The organism is Virgibacillus sp. MSJ-26 (assembly GCF_018918075.1).
GTDB lineage: Bacteria > Bacillota > Bacilli > Bacillales > Amphibacillaceae > MSJ-26.
The window spans coordinates 77,577-92,633 of record NZ_JAHLPW010000015.1 but is presented as its reverse complement, the minus strand read 5'-3'; the positions used below and the strand labels follow the sequence as shown (position 1 = coordinate 92,633).

Annotated in this window: 10 protein-coding genes; all 10 read right to left on the bottom strand. The window is 39.4% G+C overall.

Annotated elements, in window-relative coordinates:
- Positions 1–56: 56 nt before the first annotated feature.
- Positions 57–1,610 carry an L-glutamate gamma-semialdehyde dehydrogenase gene (pruA, locus tag KQI49_RS14115; protein WP_216489898.1) on the bottom strand — a complete coding sequence of 518 codons (1,554 nt, stop codon included), beginning with the start codon at positions 1,608–1,610 and terminating at the stop codon, positions 57–59.
- A 186-nt stretch (positions 1,611–1,796) separates the two neighbouring features.
- Positions 1,797–3,017, bottom strand: a complete 1,221-nt coding sequence (locus KQI49_RS14110) for a CamS family sex pheromone protein (RefSeq protein ID WP_216489896.1) — start codon at positions 3,015–3,017, stop codon at positions 1,797–1,799.
- Between the two features lie 42 nt (positions 3,018–3,059).
- A complete protein-coding gene (gene ligA, locus KQI49_RS14105) occupies positions 3,060–5,069 on the bottom strand; it encodes an NAD-dependent DNA ligase LigA (RefSeq protein ID WP_216489894.1) in 2,010 nt (669 codons plus the stop codon).
- 12 nt (positions 5,070–5,081) lie between these two features.
- Entirely contained in the window at positions 5,082–7,304 is a 2,223-nt protein-coding gene (gene pcrA, locus KQI49_RS14100; RefSeq protein WP_216489892.1) for a DNA helicase PcrA, read from the bottom strand.
- Between the two features lie 13 nt (positions 7,305–7,317).
- On the bottom strand, positions 7,318–7,995 hold the full coding sequence (gene pcrB / locus KQI49_RS14095) for a heptaprenylglyceryl phosphate synthase (protein WP_216489940.1): 678 nt from the start codon (positions 7,993–7,995) through the stop codon (positions 7,318–7,320).
- Positions 7,996–8,405: 410 nt separating this feature from the next.
- Complete coding sequence (locus tag KQI49_RS14090) at positions 8,406–8,714, bottom strand: YerC/YecD family TrpR-related protein (protein WP_216489890.1); 309 nt, start codon at positions 8,712–8,714, stop codon at positions 8,406–8,408.
- Between the two features lie 18 nt (positions 8,715–8,732).
- Entirely contained in the window at positions 8,733–9,779 is a 1,047-nt protein-coding gene (locus KQI49_RS14085) for a DUF3048 domain-containing protein (RefSeq protein WP_216489888.1), read from the bottom strand.
- A 51-nt stretch (positions 9,780–9,830) separates the two neighbouring features.
- Positions 9,831–11,570, bottom strand: a complete 1,740-nt coding sequence (locus KQI49_RS14080; protein WP_216489886.1) for an adenine deaminase C-terminal domain-containing protein — start codon at positions 11,568–11,570, stop codon at positions 9,831–9,833.
- 470 nt (positions 11,571–12,040) lie between these two features.
- Entirely contained in the window at positions 12,041–13,291 is a 1,251-nt protein-coding gene (gene purD / locus KQI49_RS14075; RefSeq protein WP_216489884.1) for a phosphoribosylamine--glycine ligase, read from the bottom strand.
- Between the two features lie 232 nt (positions 13,292–13,523).
- Entirely contained in the window at positions 13,524–15,056 is a 1,533-nt protein-coding gene (gene purH, locus KQI49_RS14070; RefSeq protein ID WP_216489882.1) for a bifunctional phosphoribosylaminoimidazolecarboxamide formyltransferase/IMP cyclohydrolase, read from the bottom strand.
- Position 15,057: the final 1 nt, after the last annotated feature.

Below are 15,057 nucleotides of genomic sequence, written 5' to 3'. Positions count from 1 at the left end.
TCTTTTGACTAAAAATCGTGCCAAAAGAGGTCGAGTCTATTTCTATGACTTTTTACTTAGAACATTTCTGATGTTGTTTTTCCTTGCATATGATGTAATAGGTAATCAGGTCCACCTGCTTTTGAATCGGTACCTGACATGTTGAAGCCACCAAATGGCTGATAACCTACGATAGCTGCTGTACAGCCTCGGTTGAAGTAAAGGTTTCCAACATGGAAATCTTCTCTCGCTTGTTCGATATGTTCGCGATTATTTGTGATGACAGCACCTGTTAAGCCATAATCTGTATTATTTGCAATATCAATGGCTTCGTCAAAGTCTTTCGCTTTCGTTAAAGCAACAACAGGGCCAAAAATTTCTTCCTGCATAATACGAGCTTTCGGATCAACATCACCAAACACAGTTGGATTCACAAACCAGCCTGTGGAATCGTCGCCATCACCACCGATGAGCAATTCTCCCTCATTTTTACCAATATCAATGTAGCCTGTGATTTTGTCATATGCTGCTTGATCAATAACAGGTCCCATATAGTTATTTGATGCTTCAGCTGGATTACCAATTGTTAATTCCTTCGTTAACTCAACTACACGGTCTTTCACTTGATCATACACATCTTCATGAATCACTGCGCGTGAGCAAGCTGAACATTTTTGACCTGAGAAACCGAAAGCTGATTGGACGATGGACTCAGCGGCCAGTTCAAGATCTGCTTCATTGTCAACAACAATCGTATCTTTACCACCCATTTCAATAATCGTGCGCTTCAACCATTTTTGTTTTTCATGGACGACCCCGGCACGTTCAAAGATACGTGTACCAACCTCACGTGATCCTGTAAAGCTTACGAAACGAGTGCGTGGATGATCTACGAGATAATCTCCAACTTCACTTCCAGGACCAGGAATATAGTTGATAACACCATCCGGAAGTCCAGCTTCTTCAAGTACTTCCATAAGTTTATAAGCAATCACTGGTGTGGTACTTGCTGGTTTTAATAAAACTGTGTTACCTGTAACCATAGCAGCAACAGTTGTACCAGCCATGATTGCAAATAAAAAGTTCCAAGGAGAAATAACAACCCCTACACCAAGTGGGATGTAATGGAATTGGTTGTATTCAATTGGACGGCTGTTAACTTTCATGCCATCTTTTATTTCTAGCATTTGACGTCCGTAGTATTCGAGGAAGTCAATTCCTTCAGCTACGTCAGCATCGGCTTCTTTCCATGGCTTTCCACCTTCTTTAATTAATAGTGCTGTAAATTCAGCTTTGCGGCGGCGAACAATGGCTGCTGCTCTAAATAAAATATCAGCACGGAATGTCGGATCTGATTTTCTCCAATAATTTTGGAATGTCTCGTCAGCTACCTTCATAGCCTTTTCTGCAAGTTCTTGGTCCGCTTTTGAAACGTAACCAATGACTTCTTCTTTATTTGCAGGGTTGACTGAAATGATTTTATCTTCAGTTGTTATGCGCTCACCATTAATGATAAGTGGATATTCTTTGCCTAAATCTGCTTCAACTTTCTTTAAAGCATCAAGCAATGTTTGTTTATTCTCTTCTACTGAAAAATCTGTAAATGGCTCGTGTGTGTATGGTACTACCATTAATAAACCCCTCCCTGTAATATGCGTTTCATTCCATTGTTTCCGCTTTCAAAGTATCTCTTTTTCTAAATTGATTTGCTAACATGCTAATCAATTTCATAAAAAAACGGAGTGGAATATGTCCACTCCTTATTTTAACGTATTTAAATTAACTTCTCAATCAACAAATATTTTTATATTTTTAAATTAGTGAAAAATATGCACGGTCGGTTCTTTTTCACCGGCTTCCTTGGAAATGAAGCTCTCGACTTGTTGGCTGGATGTTATTTTTATCTCCAAATCATAATAATCACTAAACATATCTTGGACAAGTCCGTAGGCGTACTGGGTGAAACCTATCACTTCACCTTTACCGAAGAACTCAATCGGGATTTCAAGCGTTAATTGTTTGAGATCACCGTCATAATAAAAACCTTCACCAACAACACCGACATAATTTGGGAAGTATTTAGCTATTTCCTCACCAAAATTATTGACAGTTTGATAATCATCGAAATGATCTTCCTTTGCATCATCTGAAGGAAATAGGACAAACTCTTCATTGATATCTTCCCATTTCTTGACTGAATCACTGTCACTATCAACAAATCCCCGAGCAACAAAGTTTCCAGGAATCGGTGAACTCTGTTCGGCCTCACGATAGATAGCCACCATAATCGGGATATCTTCTAAACCTTCCATTCCACGCATGCGTTCAACAATCGTATCAGCTAATTCGTAACCTTTTTTAAGCATCTGCTTTTTTGAAATGTCTTCATAGTAGTATGGTCCGCCTTCTTCAGTCTGGTAACGATAAACAGATTTCATCGCTAAACCAATGGAAATACCATTTAATGATACGGTATCATCATCGTTTTTAACTAGAAAATTATGTTCTAATATGTGGGATAAATATTTTGGATTTTCTTTATGGGCTTTTTTATCTTCATCATCAGAAATGGATGGGTTAAGTCCTTGCTGTAAGTTTTTTTTGATTTGTTCTTCATCGTAGTTCATTTCGTTCTTTTTACGTTTGTCTACTTCCTTTTTAACTTCTTTTTCCAATTCTTTTTTTGTTAATGTTCGTCCAAGCCAACCATAAACTGTGCTTTCGGATAAATACTGTCCTTCTTCAAAATAATAGTCATCCGGACTGTAATAGTCTTTAGCTAAGCGTCTTAAGCCCTCTTCCATTTCATCAATATCAAGACGGTTCGCAAGTTGGTTTGTTATGACCCCTCTTGCTGCACTGACTCGGTAGGGAAGCACCACTCTATAATTATCTTTGGAGAGCTGGTTGCTTGGTACGATAGATGTCTCTTCTTGTTGTTCATTATCTTTGACTACTTCTTCATCTTCCTGCACATCTGGTGCACAGCTTGTTACAAAAAGGAGTATGCCTAATAGTAGTATGCTTAATCTCTTCATAATTAACTTTTTCACTCCTTGTTATCAAAGGAATTGTTTACTTTAATTGGTTCCATCGAGAGCTTCTTTAAATTGTTGCTCATCCCATATTGTTATGCCAAGTTTTTCTGCTCGTTCGTACTTTGATCCGGCAGCTTCACCGGCAATGACGATATCTGTTTTGTTACTCACCGTTCCAGTGACAGATCCGCCGAGCGTTTCAATATTTTCTTTTGCTTCTTTACGTGTGAAGCTCTCCATTTTTCCTGTTAAGACGATTGTTTTACCAGAAAAAATGGTGTCGCTACTTTGTTCTGAAGTTCTTAGCCCTTTATATTCCATATTTAGTCCGAGATTCCTTAATTCTTGTAAAAGATCATTAGCCTCTTCTTCTGAGAAAAATTGGACAATCGACTCGGCCATTTTTTCACCAATTTCATCAATCAAGATAAGATCGTCATAGTTTGCTTGTTGGATTTTTTCCATTGTGCCATAATGTTCGGCTAAAATACGAGCCGCTTTCTCTCCAATAAAACGAATTCCGAGTCCGAATAACAATTTTTCAAGTGAATTAGCTTTTGATGCTTCAATGGCGTTTAAAAGATTATCCACAGACTTCTCACCCATGCGCTCAAGTTTAAGGAGTTCTTCACGGTCGAGGCGATAAACATCAGCTATCGTATGAATCAATTTTTCACGGAATAGCTGAGCGATGACTTTTTCTCCTAACCCTTCAATGTTCATTGCGTTGCGCGAAACAAAGTGAAGCAGTCCTTCTTGTAATTGTGCGGGACAATTCGGGTTAAGACAGCGTAAAGCTACTTCCTCATCCAAACGCACAAGATCACTGTCACAGGCTGGGCAATGTTTAGGCATAAAGAATTTCTTTTCTTGACCTGTTCTTTGTTCTTCAAGAACTTTGACGACTTCAGGAATAATATCGCCTGCTTTTTTAATGATCACATGGTCACCAACACGGATGTCTTTTTCCCGAATTAAATCTTCGTTATGAAGTGAAGCGCGCCCAACGGTTGAACCTGCAACTTGGACAGGTTCGAGCACTGCTGTTGGTGTAATAACGCCTGTTCTTCCAACACTCAATTCAATCTCTTTAAGTGTGGTAATCACTTCTTCCGCTGGGAACTTATAAGCAATAGCCCAGCGTGGACTTCTCGCTGTATAGCCTAGTTCTTCTTGTTGGTCGATATCATCTACTTTAATAACAATGCCATCAATCTCATAATTTAAATGGGGGCGTTCATTCGTCCAGTAATCAACGAATTCAAGGACTTCTTCGATTGAGTTGACTTTCTTCCATTCAGGATTCACTTTTAAACCTAGTTCAGATAAGTAGGTGAGGCGCTCACTATGTGACGTGATGCCTTCCACTTCCCATTCACCAACACCGTATAAAAAGATATCTAAGTTACGTGATGCAGCAATTTTCGGATCGAGTTGTCTTAATGAACCCGCTGCTGCATTTCGAGGATTGGCAAATGGTTCTTCTGCTTTTTCTGCTTTTATTTCGTTTAAAGCCAGAAAAGATTTTTTTGGCATGAACGCTTCGCCGCGCACTTCAATCGTTCCTTGTTCTGAAACCGACAGTGGAACACTCCGTATGGTTCTTAAGTTTGTTGTAATATCTTCTCCGACAGTTCCATCGCCTCGGGTTGAGCCTTGAGTAAATTGACCATTTTCATATGTTAGCGACACAGCTAATCCATCTATTTTAAGCTCGCAGACGTAAGACACCTGTTGATTTAAGTTTTCCTGAACACGCCGGTCAAAATCACGAAGATCCGCTTCATTAAATGCGTTTCCTAAACTTAACATGCGAAGTCTATGTTCGACTTTTTCAAAACCTTCAAGAGGTTGTCCACCAACACGCTGAGTCGGGGAGTCCGCAGTCACAAGTTCGGGATGCTCTTCTTCTAATTTTAATAATTCCTGTAACCTTTTATCATATTCTGAATCAGGTACACTTGGCTGATCAAGCACATAATATTCATAACCATATTTGTTTAATAATTCTTTTAACGCATCTATTTTTTCTTTTGCTTCCGTTTTATTCATTCAGTAAACACCCTATTCTTTCGTGATTGGTGCAAACCTTGCAAGAACTCGCTTGATTCCTGTTGGAGCAGGGAATGCAATATCAAGCTCCATTCCTTCGCCTTCACCTTCTACTTTTACAACGGTTCCCTTGCCCCATTTTTTATGAATAGCCTTATCGCCTGGAGCCCAGCCCTTCGTTTCTGCACCTGTGTTATTTGTTGTACGTCTGGCTCTTCGTTTAGGCTGAGGTTTCTTGATGGCTTCTTCGGTGAAAATAGGCTGTCTGCCAAACATCTCTGTTTTCGTCTCTTCCACGCCGTCAATAAGATCTTCAGGTATTTCGTTTATAAAACGGCTAATTGGATTCATGTTCGTCCGTCCAAATAATGTCCGCATTTTGGCATGGGTCACGTACAACTGTTTTTCCGCTCGAGTAATTCCCACATAAGCAAGACGTCGCTCTTCTTCCATCTCTTCCTCTTCAAACATAGAGCGGCTGTGAGGGAAGACATTTTCCTCCATGCCTATTAGAAAAATTACAGGGAACTCTAGCCCTTTCGCAGCATGTAAAGTCATTAAGGTGATTTTTTCTTCTTGATCAGGGTCTTCTTCATCAACTTGGTCAATGTCAGCGACTAAAGCTAAATCGGTTAAAAAGGCTATCAACGTTTTATCGTCTTCGTTTTTCTCTTCGAAATCCTTTGTGACGGTCATAAATTCTTCTAGGTTTTCAAGGCGACTTTGTGCTTCGATTGTCCGTTCGTTTTCAAGTGCCTCTTCATACCCTGAACGCTTAAGAACCGCTTCAACCATATCTGTTGCTGTTAAAAATTCTTGTTGTTGTGACAAGGTTTTAATCAGCTCACCAAAATCAGCTAACGCATTCGCTGCACGTTTAGAAACCCCCGTAAAATCTACTTCTTTAACAGCTTGATAAAATGAGATATCATTTGCCGCCGCGTAAGCTCTTAGTCGTTCCACAGATGTTTTACCAATCCCTCGCTTCGGTTCATTAACAACACGTTCAAAGCTTAAATCATCATTAGGATTCATGATCAATCGTAAGTAAGCAATGAGATCTTTAATTTCTTTGCGGTCGTAGAACTTTGTGCCGCCGACCATTTGATAAGACACACCCGACTTCATCAAAGTATCCTCAATGGCACGTGATTGGGCGTTCGTACGATAAAGAATAGCCATATCACCAGGTGTATACCCTTCTTCACGAATAAGCTCTTGAATTTTATCAGTAATAAACAAGGCTTCTTCTTGTTCTGTTGCACCTTGGTAATAATTAATTTTATTTCCATCAGGATTATCAGTCCATAACTTTTTCGGTTTACGGCCAGCGTTATGTTCAATCACGTGATTGGCAGCATCAAGTATAGATTTTGTTGAACGATAATTTTGCTCAAGCAAAATCGTTCGGGTATTTGGATAGTCTTTTTCAAAGGTTAAGATATTTTCTATATTCGCACCTCGCCAGCGATAAATAGACTGGTCAGAGTCACCTACGACACAAATATTTTGGAAACGGGTTGCTAGTTGTTTTACTAAATAGTATTGCGCATGGTTCGTATCCTGATACTCGTCAACATGAATATATTGAAAACGACGTTGATAATACTCTAACACTTCAGGAACGCGCTTAAATAAGTGAATCGTCTCCATAATCAAATCGTCAAAATCAAGAGACTGGTTTTTGCGCAACATTTTCTGATAGGCATCATAAACTTTCGCTACTTGTCGATCATAAAAATTCCCCACATGCTCACTGAATTCTTCTGGATTAATTAACTCATTTTTCGCTCCGCTAATTCGGTTCAGCATGGCTCTAGGTTCGAATTGTTTCGTATCGATATTTAAATTTCTGAGCACTTGTTTAACGACCGATAGTTGGTCACTACTATCTAAAATTGTAAAGTTTGAGTTATATCCAATCCGGTCAATATCACGGCGAAGAATTCGAACACACATCGAGTGGAAGGTTGACACCCACATATAGTCACCTTCAGGGCCGACTAATTTGCTGACACGTGATTTCATTTCACGAGCTGCCTTGTTGGTAAACGTAATGGCTAAAATATTGCGTGGGGCGACACTTTTTTCTTTTATTAAATAGGCGATTCGATGTGTTAAGACACGGGTCTTTCCACTTCCTGCCCCAGCCATAATTAACAGTGGGCCTTCTGTATGTTGGACAGCTTCTTTTTGCTCTTTATTTAATCCTTTTAGTAAATCTTCTTTAAGCATAAATTATTTCACCTCAATTGCCTTTTACGGCTTTTACCGTTTGTAATGCTTGTTTTAAATTTGTATATATACTATTTCCGACAATGACAACATCGGCATGTTCTTTCATTTCCCGCGCTTGGATTGGATTTTCAATGCCACCGCCATAAAAAAGTAGCGTGTTATCCAGTTCATTTTTTACTTTTTGAACTAGTGCCGGCTCACCATAAGTACCGCTATATTCCACGTAAAAAATCGGCAAATGAAAAACATGCTCAGCCATATACGCATATGCAAGGACATCTTCTTCGTCAGGCATACTGCAGTTTGTACGCTCGTAGGCTTTAGAGTTTTCATTTAAAATACAATATCCTTCAACGAATATCTCGTCCCAGTCCATAATATCTTTGTACTGTTTAATTGCTTCATGCTGGATATCCATCATCCACTTTTTATCTGTGCTATTCATCACCATCGGGATAAAATAATAATCGAAACCCGGCGTGATAGCTTCCATATTTGAGACTTCGAGTATACAAGGAACGCTATACCGTCTGATGCTGGATAGCAGATCAAGCACATTGTCTAATGTCACATTATCAGTACCGCCAACGATAATCGCATCTGTTCCTGATTCACAGACAAGTTCTAAGTCGTCGTCCGAGATCTCTTTTGCTGGATCAAGCTTAAATATATGCTTCCATTCATTCATATTTGTGTGCAACTTTATATCCTCCATTGGTCTTTTAAAAGTATAACTTCATCTATGCAGGCTAATGTCTGACTAGTCCTGTTTGTTTAAGTATACGATTGAGATTACTCAACTTCTTCAAGTTATTATAACAAAAAAATGAGGTTAGGACATAAGTATATTAGTTAAAGTAAAAACGAACGTGTTAAAGTATATTTTGACAAATACACTTTTCTTCAAGTCAGCGTAGGAAAAATACGTAGACTCCTGTGGGAGCTGAGGCCTAGATGAGACCCCACAGTGCGTTAGCACGAGGAGGCTCATCAGCCGCCCACGGAAAGCGAAGTATTTTTCCGAAGCGAATAGCACTCACTTGAAATTGTCCGTCATTTAATAACAAATACTTAGTTTTGTCCGAACCTCATTTTCCTTTATTCTTTTCTATTCTCTTTTTCTACCATCCGATCAAGGACAAGCTTATATCCGTCGCTTCCATAATCTATGCAGCGTCTGACTCTTGAAATGGTCGCTGTTGATGCTCTTGTTTCTTGTTCAATGGCTGTATATGTATGACCTTCTGTTAGCATCTTAGCCACTTGAAGCCGTTGAGAAATGGACTGGATTTCACTCATGGTAGCGATATCGTCAAAAAATCGATAACATTCATCAACTGATTCTAAAGATAAAATTGCTTCGAAAAACTGATTCAACTGTTTTCCGCGTAATCGATCAATTTGCAAAAAGAACACCTCCTGCTCTTAATGACTTGATATGCTGACAGAGTGATCTATTCCAGGAGAAGATGGCACCACATTGATCCATGTTTTTCCAGGCACAAATCCGATTGGTTCACCTTCTTTAACAGGTGTCATTTTTCCATCAACATTTTCCCATTCAATCTCTTGCATTTTGCCCTTTTGCATTAAATAGGCATTGCCTCCAGATTCAAAATCAATCGCTCGTCTACCTTCATCGTCGATCACTTCATGTTGTGCTTCAACAATAAATACGTTGTCGGCGTATATCTGTTCTTCAGTATTTAACTCTATTGTCGGTTCCCCGTCACTTGAGCGCAAGTACCGCTCATCTTCTTCATCATAATCGTATTGTACTTGCCAATTCGAATCATATGCAATCGTTACTTGTTCACTCGGCTCCCCTTCGATGTCATCTGCATCATCTTCTAAAAATGGTAAAGGAGCAACATCCGTCTTTGTCTCATAACCTTTTTGCTCTGCAATGTCGTTCACTGCATCAAATAACAAGTAAGAATTATGTGGCGCTTTTCGGAATGATTCACGTTTGAATATTTGCCCGTCATTATCGTAGCTGGCACCATTAATATTTTCGATGCCCCTCTCTTGAATCATATCTTCAACAAAATTGGCCGCGCCATGATAAACATAGATAGCGTCATAGCCTTCCGCTAATTCAAAATAATATTCCCGAGCACTACGGACTGGACCAACAATTTCAGGCTCTTCGCTTTGATAAATCGCTAGAAAACGAGTGATACTACCTTCTGCTAGAATTTCAAACACAACATCTGCTTGAGATAAACCTGATTGGGGTCTTGCTTTAGGATGATTATTAACCATCACTGCCACTGGTCGTTGATCTATCGCCTTATCCGTGTCAAGCCCGGTAAATGGATAAGAGTTTTCCTCTTGCCCTGTTTTTGGTTTTGTTTTTGAGTCTAAATTAGTAGATTTTTCGTCATTGTCTTCTGCTTTTTCTTGTGAACAAGCCACAAGCAGGAAAGCAAGGACAATTAAAATAAACCATTTCTTCCTTATCTTTCTCATTTCCTCACACCTAACGTATGTTTTTAGCTAGTTTAACCTATATACTTTAGATTAACGCATGGTGCTCGGAAATAAAACCTCTTTTTTCATTATATCTAAAACACCTTGTTGTGTAATGCGGATATAAGGTAAGTGTGTTGATGACAAAAATAAAATTGAATATATAGGATCTTCAAACGGATAGCCGAATTCCTCAAGTAATTTTTTAAGTTCTTGTTCCTTACTAATTAATTTTGGCATATCGCCTTGATCCATTAATCCACCAAGTTTAAGTGGAATTTCTAGAAGGATCTCTCCTTCATGAACGACGACAATACCTCCTCCTAATTCTTTCAATTTCTTCCATGCGAGGATGATGTCGTGTTTATTTTTACCGATAAAGACAAAATCACCTGTTGTCGAATAGGAACTGGCAATGGCACCGAGACGTTTCGTGAATCCCCGAATAGCCGTGTTGACACGCCATTTCCCGTAGCGATCAATTAACAATAAAAAAGCATCATCTTTATCCTTTGGCAGAACATCCAACGTGACGTCTGTTTCAACGGCATACGGTTTAATTATAACGTCATTGATCATATCAAGGCCGATTGGTACGGAAAACTGTAAATCTTCCATATCAAGATCCCATTCTAAATCAAGTGGTTTTATATTATATTCTTCCCAATTAATAATAGATTTTACTTGCTGCTCTTCATTATTTTTAACTAGCCACTTTCCTTTAGCCAAAACTGACTCTGGGTGGGGATTGTCTTTTGCCGATAAAATATTGATATGCGCTATTCTACCAGGTGCTATACTGCCGATCATTTCATCAAGAAGCAAATGTTTAGCTGGGTTATAAGAGGCCATCCGGTACGCCTCTTCAATAGGGACACCTTTTTCAATAGCTATGTCTATACATAGATTCATAACACCATTTTCATAGAAAGAAGGTGTTGCTCCATCTGTTGTCATCATTAAATTATCAAATGTAGTAAGTCCCTGGTCTAATATTTCTTCTAGAAGACGAGGCAAATCTGGTCTAATTGAAGAATATCTTAAGCCCACCTGATAACCTAATTCAAGCCGTTTAATCGCTTCTTCCCCTGTCATCGCTTCATGATCAGCATTGATACCGAATAACTTCATTTTGGTTAAGGTTAGATCTGAAGCTCCTGGAAAGTGACCTTCCACTGGTTTTCCTAGTCGTTTTGTTTCTTGAATCCAGTAAAGCAGGCGGTCATCACCAGCAAGTAAGCCTGGCCAAGAGGTGAGTTCCCCACCTTGAACAACCCCAGGATAATTCAACCATTTAAGTACGTCTTTTGTATTAAAAACTTTGTCTTCATCCATCAACGCCGTTTGTGAGTCAAATCTTCCCCACCAATACATTGATATCGGTAATTCATTAAAATCATCCAGTAAAGTAAACGCTTTCTTTTTCGGTAATAAAAAATGCCACATTAAGTTATCATTAATCAGTGTGGTCGTCCCGAATTTTCCAGCGTGTAGAGCAAGTTGCTCAGGGTTATATAATTGAAATGGATGGGCATGGGGTTCAACATATCCCGGTACAAGAAATTTATTTTCACAATCCACAATTTCCGTTTTGTTTAATTTTTGTGGTAAATCTTCCCCGACGTAAATAATCCGATCCTCATGAATCCAAATGTTGGCTTCCATCCAACGTTTTGTAAATACATTTAAGTAAGTCGCATTTTTAAGTAAAAGTGTTGGCTCTTCGATACCATCGGCCACTGCGATATGATGCCTTATTTCTCTATTTCTCCAGTAACCTCTTTCCATCATAAACAACTCTCCAATTAATCTATTTTATTTATTCTATCACATCTTTCACTTTAATACAGTAAAGTTTTGTTTAATTAAAGTGAAATTTTTGTGACACTTTTCTTTAGCTGTAAAAAAGATAAGATTCCCTTGTCCCTTTTTAGTTTGTATGAATGATTGTGACGATTTATTCTTTTTTTAAAGTGATCCGAGGTGGTGGATTAGTTTAGGCTCCCTGGATTTATGAGCGGTAGTGATTCTAGGGAGGTTTAGCTCGGTTGCCTACCTGGATTTGCGAGCAGCAGTGATTCCGGGGAGGTTTAACTCGATTGCCTACCTGGATTTATGAGCAGCTTTGATTCCGGGGACGATTAGCTTCGTTGTAGGAGATTACAACTAGTTTAAAACATAGCACCCGAATGAATTTTAAAAGAATATTCAATCGGGTGTTATGAGCTAATCCCGATATTATGCCAACTTTATCTCTTTAACTAGTTTAGTCCGATATCTTTTCTATAAAAGAAATCTGCATGACTTGGGAAACTGGTGAATGAATGATAAGCCTTCTCTGTTGCTTGCTTTAGTGAAGAGTCTTTCGCACCAACTAGAAGCACACGCCCACCATCGGATACTAAGCCTTGGTCAGTCTTTTTCGTGCCCGCATAGACCGTGAATGATTGACTACCCGATGCGAAGTCGGGAATCCGAATATTCTTTTCACAAGATTGAGCAGGATAACCTTTGGATGCTAAGACCACACCAACACATGATTCATCATGCCACTCAAGTCGAGGATCTATCCCCGCTTTAACATCTAACATGACTTGGAGGAGATCATTTTTTAATAAAGGTAACACAACTTGGGTTTCAGGATCACCAAAGCGCGTATTAAATTCAATCACCTTAGGACCGTTTGGCGTCATAATCATGCCAGCATATAAAATACCTGTAAATGACCGTCCTTCACTCTGCATGCCATCCGCTGTTTTCTGAAGTACTTCCTTCATTGTATAAGTTAAAATTTCCTCTGTAATTTCCGGGACAGGGGCGTATGCTCCCATTCCACCGGTGTTCGGACCTTCATCGTTATCAAAGGCACGTTTATAATCTCTTGCTGTCACCATCGGATAAACTTGATTTTCATGGACAAAAGCCATCAAAGAAAACTCTTCTCCGTCTAAAAATTCTTCCACAACAACCGTTGATCCAGCTTCTGAGAAAATTTTAGAAACGAGCATATCGTCAAGCGCTTGGAGGGCTTCCTGTTTTGTTTGAGCAACAACGACACCTTTTCCAGCAGCAAGCCCGTCTGCTTTAACAACAATTGGAGCCCCTTTTTCTTCAATATACAACCTAGCTTCTTCAACATTGGTGAAGGTTTCGTAATCTGCCGTTGGGACGTTATGTCTTTTCATAAATGATTTGGCAAAACTTTTACTCTCTTCCAGCAAAGCAGCTTCTTTTGTCGGTGCAAAAATAGCTAAGCCTTCTTCTTGAAAGTAGTTCGTAATCCCTTTAGCAAGTGGCATCTCAGGTCCGACGATTGTGAAATCTATTTTGTTTTCTTTAGCAAACTGAACAAGAGCTTTGGTATTCGTTTCGGCAATATTCACGCAAACTGCTTGGCCGTCTATTCCACCATTGCCAGGAGCAACGTAAATCTTATTCACCCGTTCGCTTTCAACTAGTTTCATAACAAGACTATGCTCACGGCCACCACGCCCAACAACTAATACGTTCATTGGTATACTCCTCCTCATATTTATGTAACTATCAAATCAACGTCATGCGTCTTATGAAGATCTTTTCAATGAGGCTTCACACCTCAAATCAATGTCAGGTGCCTTATGACGATCTTTTCGACGAGATTTCAACTGCCAAAAGAACGTCATTCACCCTATGACGATCTTTCCGACGGGATTTCACGTCTCAATTGAACGTCATGCACTAAATGACCATTATCCATCAACAACTTTAATGCTTAAAATGTCTCATTCCTGTAAAGACCATCGCAATGCCGGCTTCATCACATGTATCAATAGAATCTTGATCGCGTTTTGATCCTCCGGGTTGAATGATGGCTGTGACTCCTGCTTTAGCTGCTGCTTCGACCGTATCTGGCATTGGGAAAAAGGCATCTGACGCCATGACCGCTTTTTCTGCTTTGTCACCCGCTTGTTCAATTGCGATTTTCGCCGCTCCGACACGGTTCATTTGACCTGCACCCACGCCAACTGTTTGTTCATTTTTTGCTAATACAATCGCATTAGATTTCACATGTTTGACTGCTTTCCAAGCAAACATCAAATCTTTCCATTCTTGTTCTGTTGGTTGACGTTTTGTTGGATAACTCAGTTCATCTGTTTTAACTTCTGCTTGGTCAGCCTCTTGTATAAGCATTCCGCCTTTAACCGTTGTTAAGCGTTGATAAGATGAACGCTCTCCTGCTACATTTAGCTCTACTAAACGAATATTTTTCTTCTTCGTTAAAATATTAAACGCTTCATCAGAAAATCCAGGAGCGATGACAATTTCTAAAAATATTTCGCTCAATTTTTTAGCCAAGTCTTTGGTCACTTCTCGGTTGACTGCAACGATTCCGCCAAAAATAGAAATGGGATCAGCGTCAAATGCTTTTTGAAATGCTGCTTCAATCGTCTCACCTACCCCAATACCGCATGGGTTCATATGCTTCACTGCTACAGCTGCATGTTGCTCATATTCGCTCAGTATTTCAAGTGCACTATTTGCATCTTGGATATTGTTATAAGATAATTCTTTTCCGTGGAGCTGCTTTCCACTAGCTAAGCTTCCTGACATTTCTTGTGCATCTTTATAAAAAGCTGCTTCTTGATGTGGGTTTTCACCGTAACGTAGTGATTGAACTTTTTCATAGGTAACGGTATAAGTTTCGGGATATTTGTCGTCCGTTTTGCTAGTGAAAAAGCCGGCAATCAATGCATCATAATGGGCTGTGTGTCGGAATACTTTCGCAGCTAATTCCTGTCTTTTAGCAAGAGTCAATTCTTTTTCCGTTAAAGCAGAAAGAACATCTTCATAATCTACCGGATCCACTACAACTGTTACGTGCTCAAAGTTTTTAGCAGCTGCACGCAGCATCGTCGGGCCACCGATATCAATGTTTTCAATAATTTCCCCATCTGTGACGTTCGGTTGATCAAGCGTTTGTTTGAACGGATAAAGGTTGACAACAACCATATCAATTGGCTTAATCTGATGACTTTCAAGCTCTGCTTTATGTTCGGGCTTATTATAATTTGCCAGTAACCCACCGTGAATAAATGGATGTAATGTTTTGACTCGACCGTCTAAGATTTCCGGAAAATCTGTCACATCTTCAACAGCTTTGACGTCTAGTCCGGCTTCTTTTAATACCTTTAATGTGCCACCTGTTGAAATAATGTCATAATCCAAATTAACAAGACCCTCGGCAAATGGTACGATATTCGTCTTATCGGATACACTGATCAATGCTCTTTTCGTCATG

What these genes read in the sequence shown, in the direction of transcription:
- pruA (WP_216489898.1), bottom strand. Translation starts at nt 1,610, where the DNA reads ATGGTAGTACCATACACACACGAGCCATTTACAGATTTTTCAGTAGAA.
- KQI49_RS14110 (WP_216489896.1), bottom strand. Translation starts at nt 3,017, where the DNA reads ATGAAGAGATTAAGCATACTACTATTAGGCATACTCCTTTTTGTAACA.
- ligA (WP_216489894.1), bottom strand. Translation starts at nt 5,069, where the DNA reads ATGAATAAAACGGAAGCAAAAGAAAAAATAGATGCGTTAAAAGAATTA.
- pcrA (WP_216489892.1), bottom strand. Translation starts at nt 7,304, where the DNA reads ATGCTTAAAGAAGATTTACTAAAAGGATTAAATAAAGAGCAAAAAGAA.
- pcrB (WP_216489940.1), bottom strand. Translation starts at nt 7,995, where the DNA reads ATGAATGAATGGAAGCATATATTTAAGCTTGATCCAGCAAAAGAGATC.
- KQI49_RS14085 (WP_216489888.1), bottom strand. Translation starts at nt 9,779, where the DNA reads ATGAGAAAGATAAGGAAGAAATGGTTTATTTTAATTGTCCTTGCTTTC.
- KQI49_RS14080 (WP_216489886.1), bottom strand. Translation starts at nt 11,570, where the DNA reads ATGATGGAAAGAGGTTACTGGAGAAATAGAGAAATAAGGCATCATATC.
- purD (WP_216489884.1), bottom strand. Translation starts at nt 13,291, where the DNA reads ATGAACGTATTAGTTGTTGGGCGTGGTGGCCGTGAGCATAGTCTTGTT.
- purH (WP_216489882.1), bottom strand. Translation starts at nt 15,056, where the DNA reads ATGACGAAAAGAGCATTGATCAGTGTATCCGATAAGACGAATATCGTA.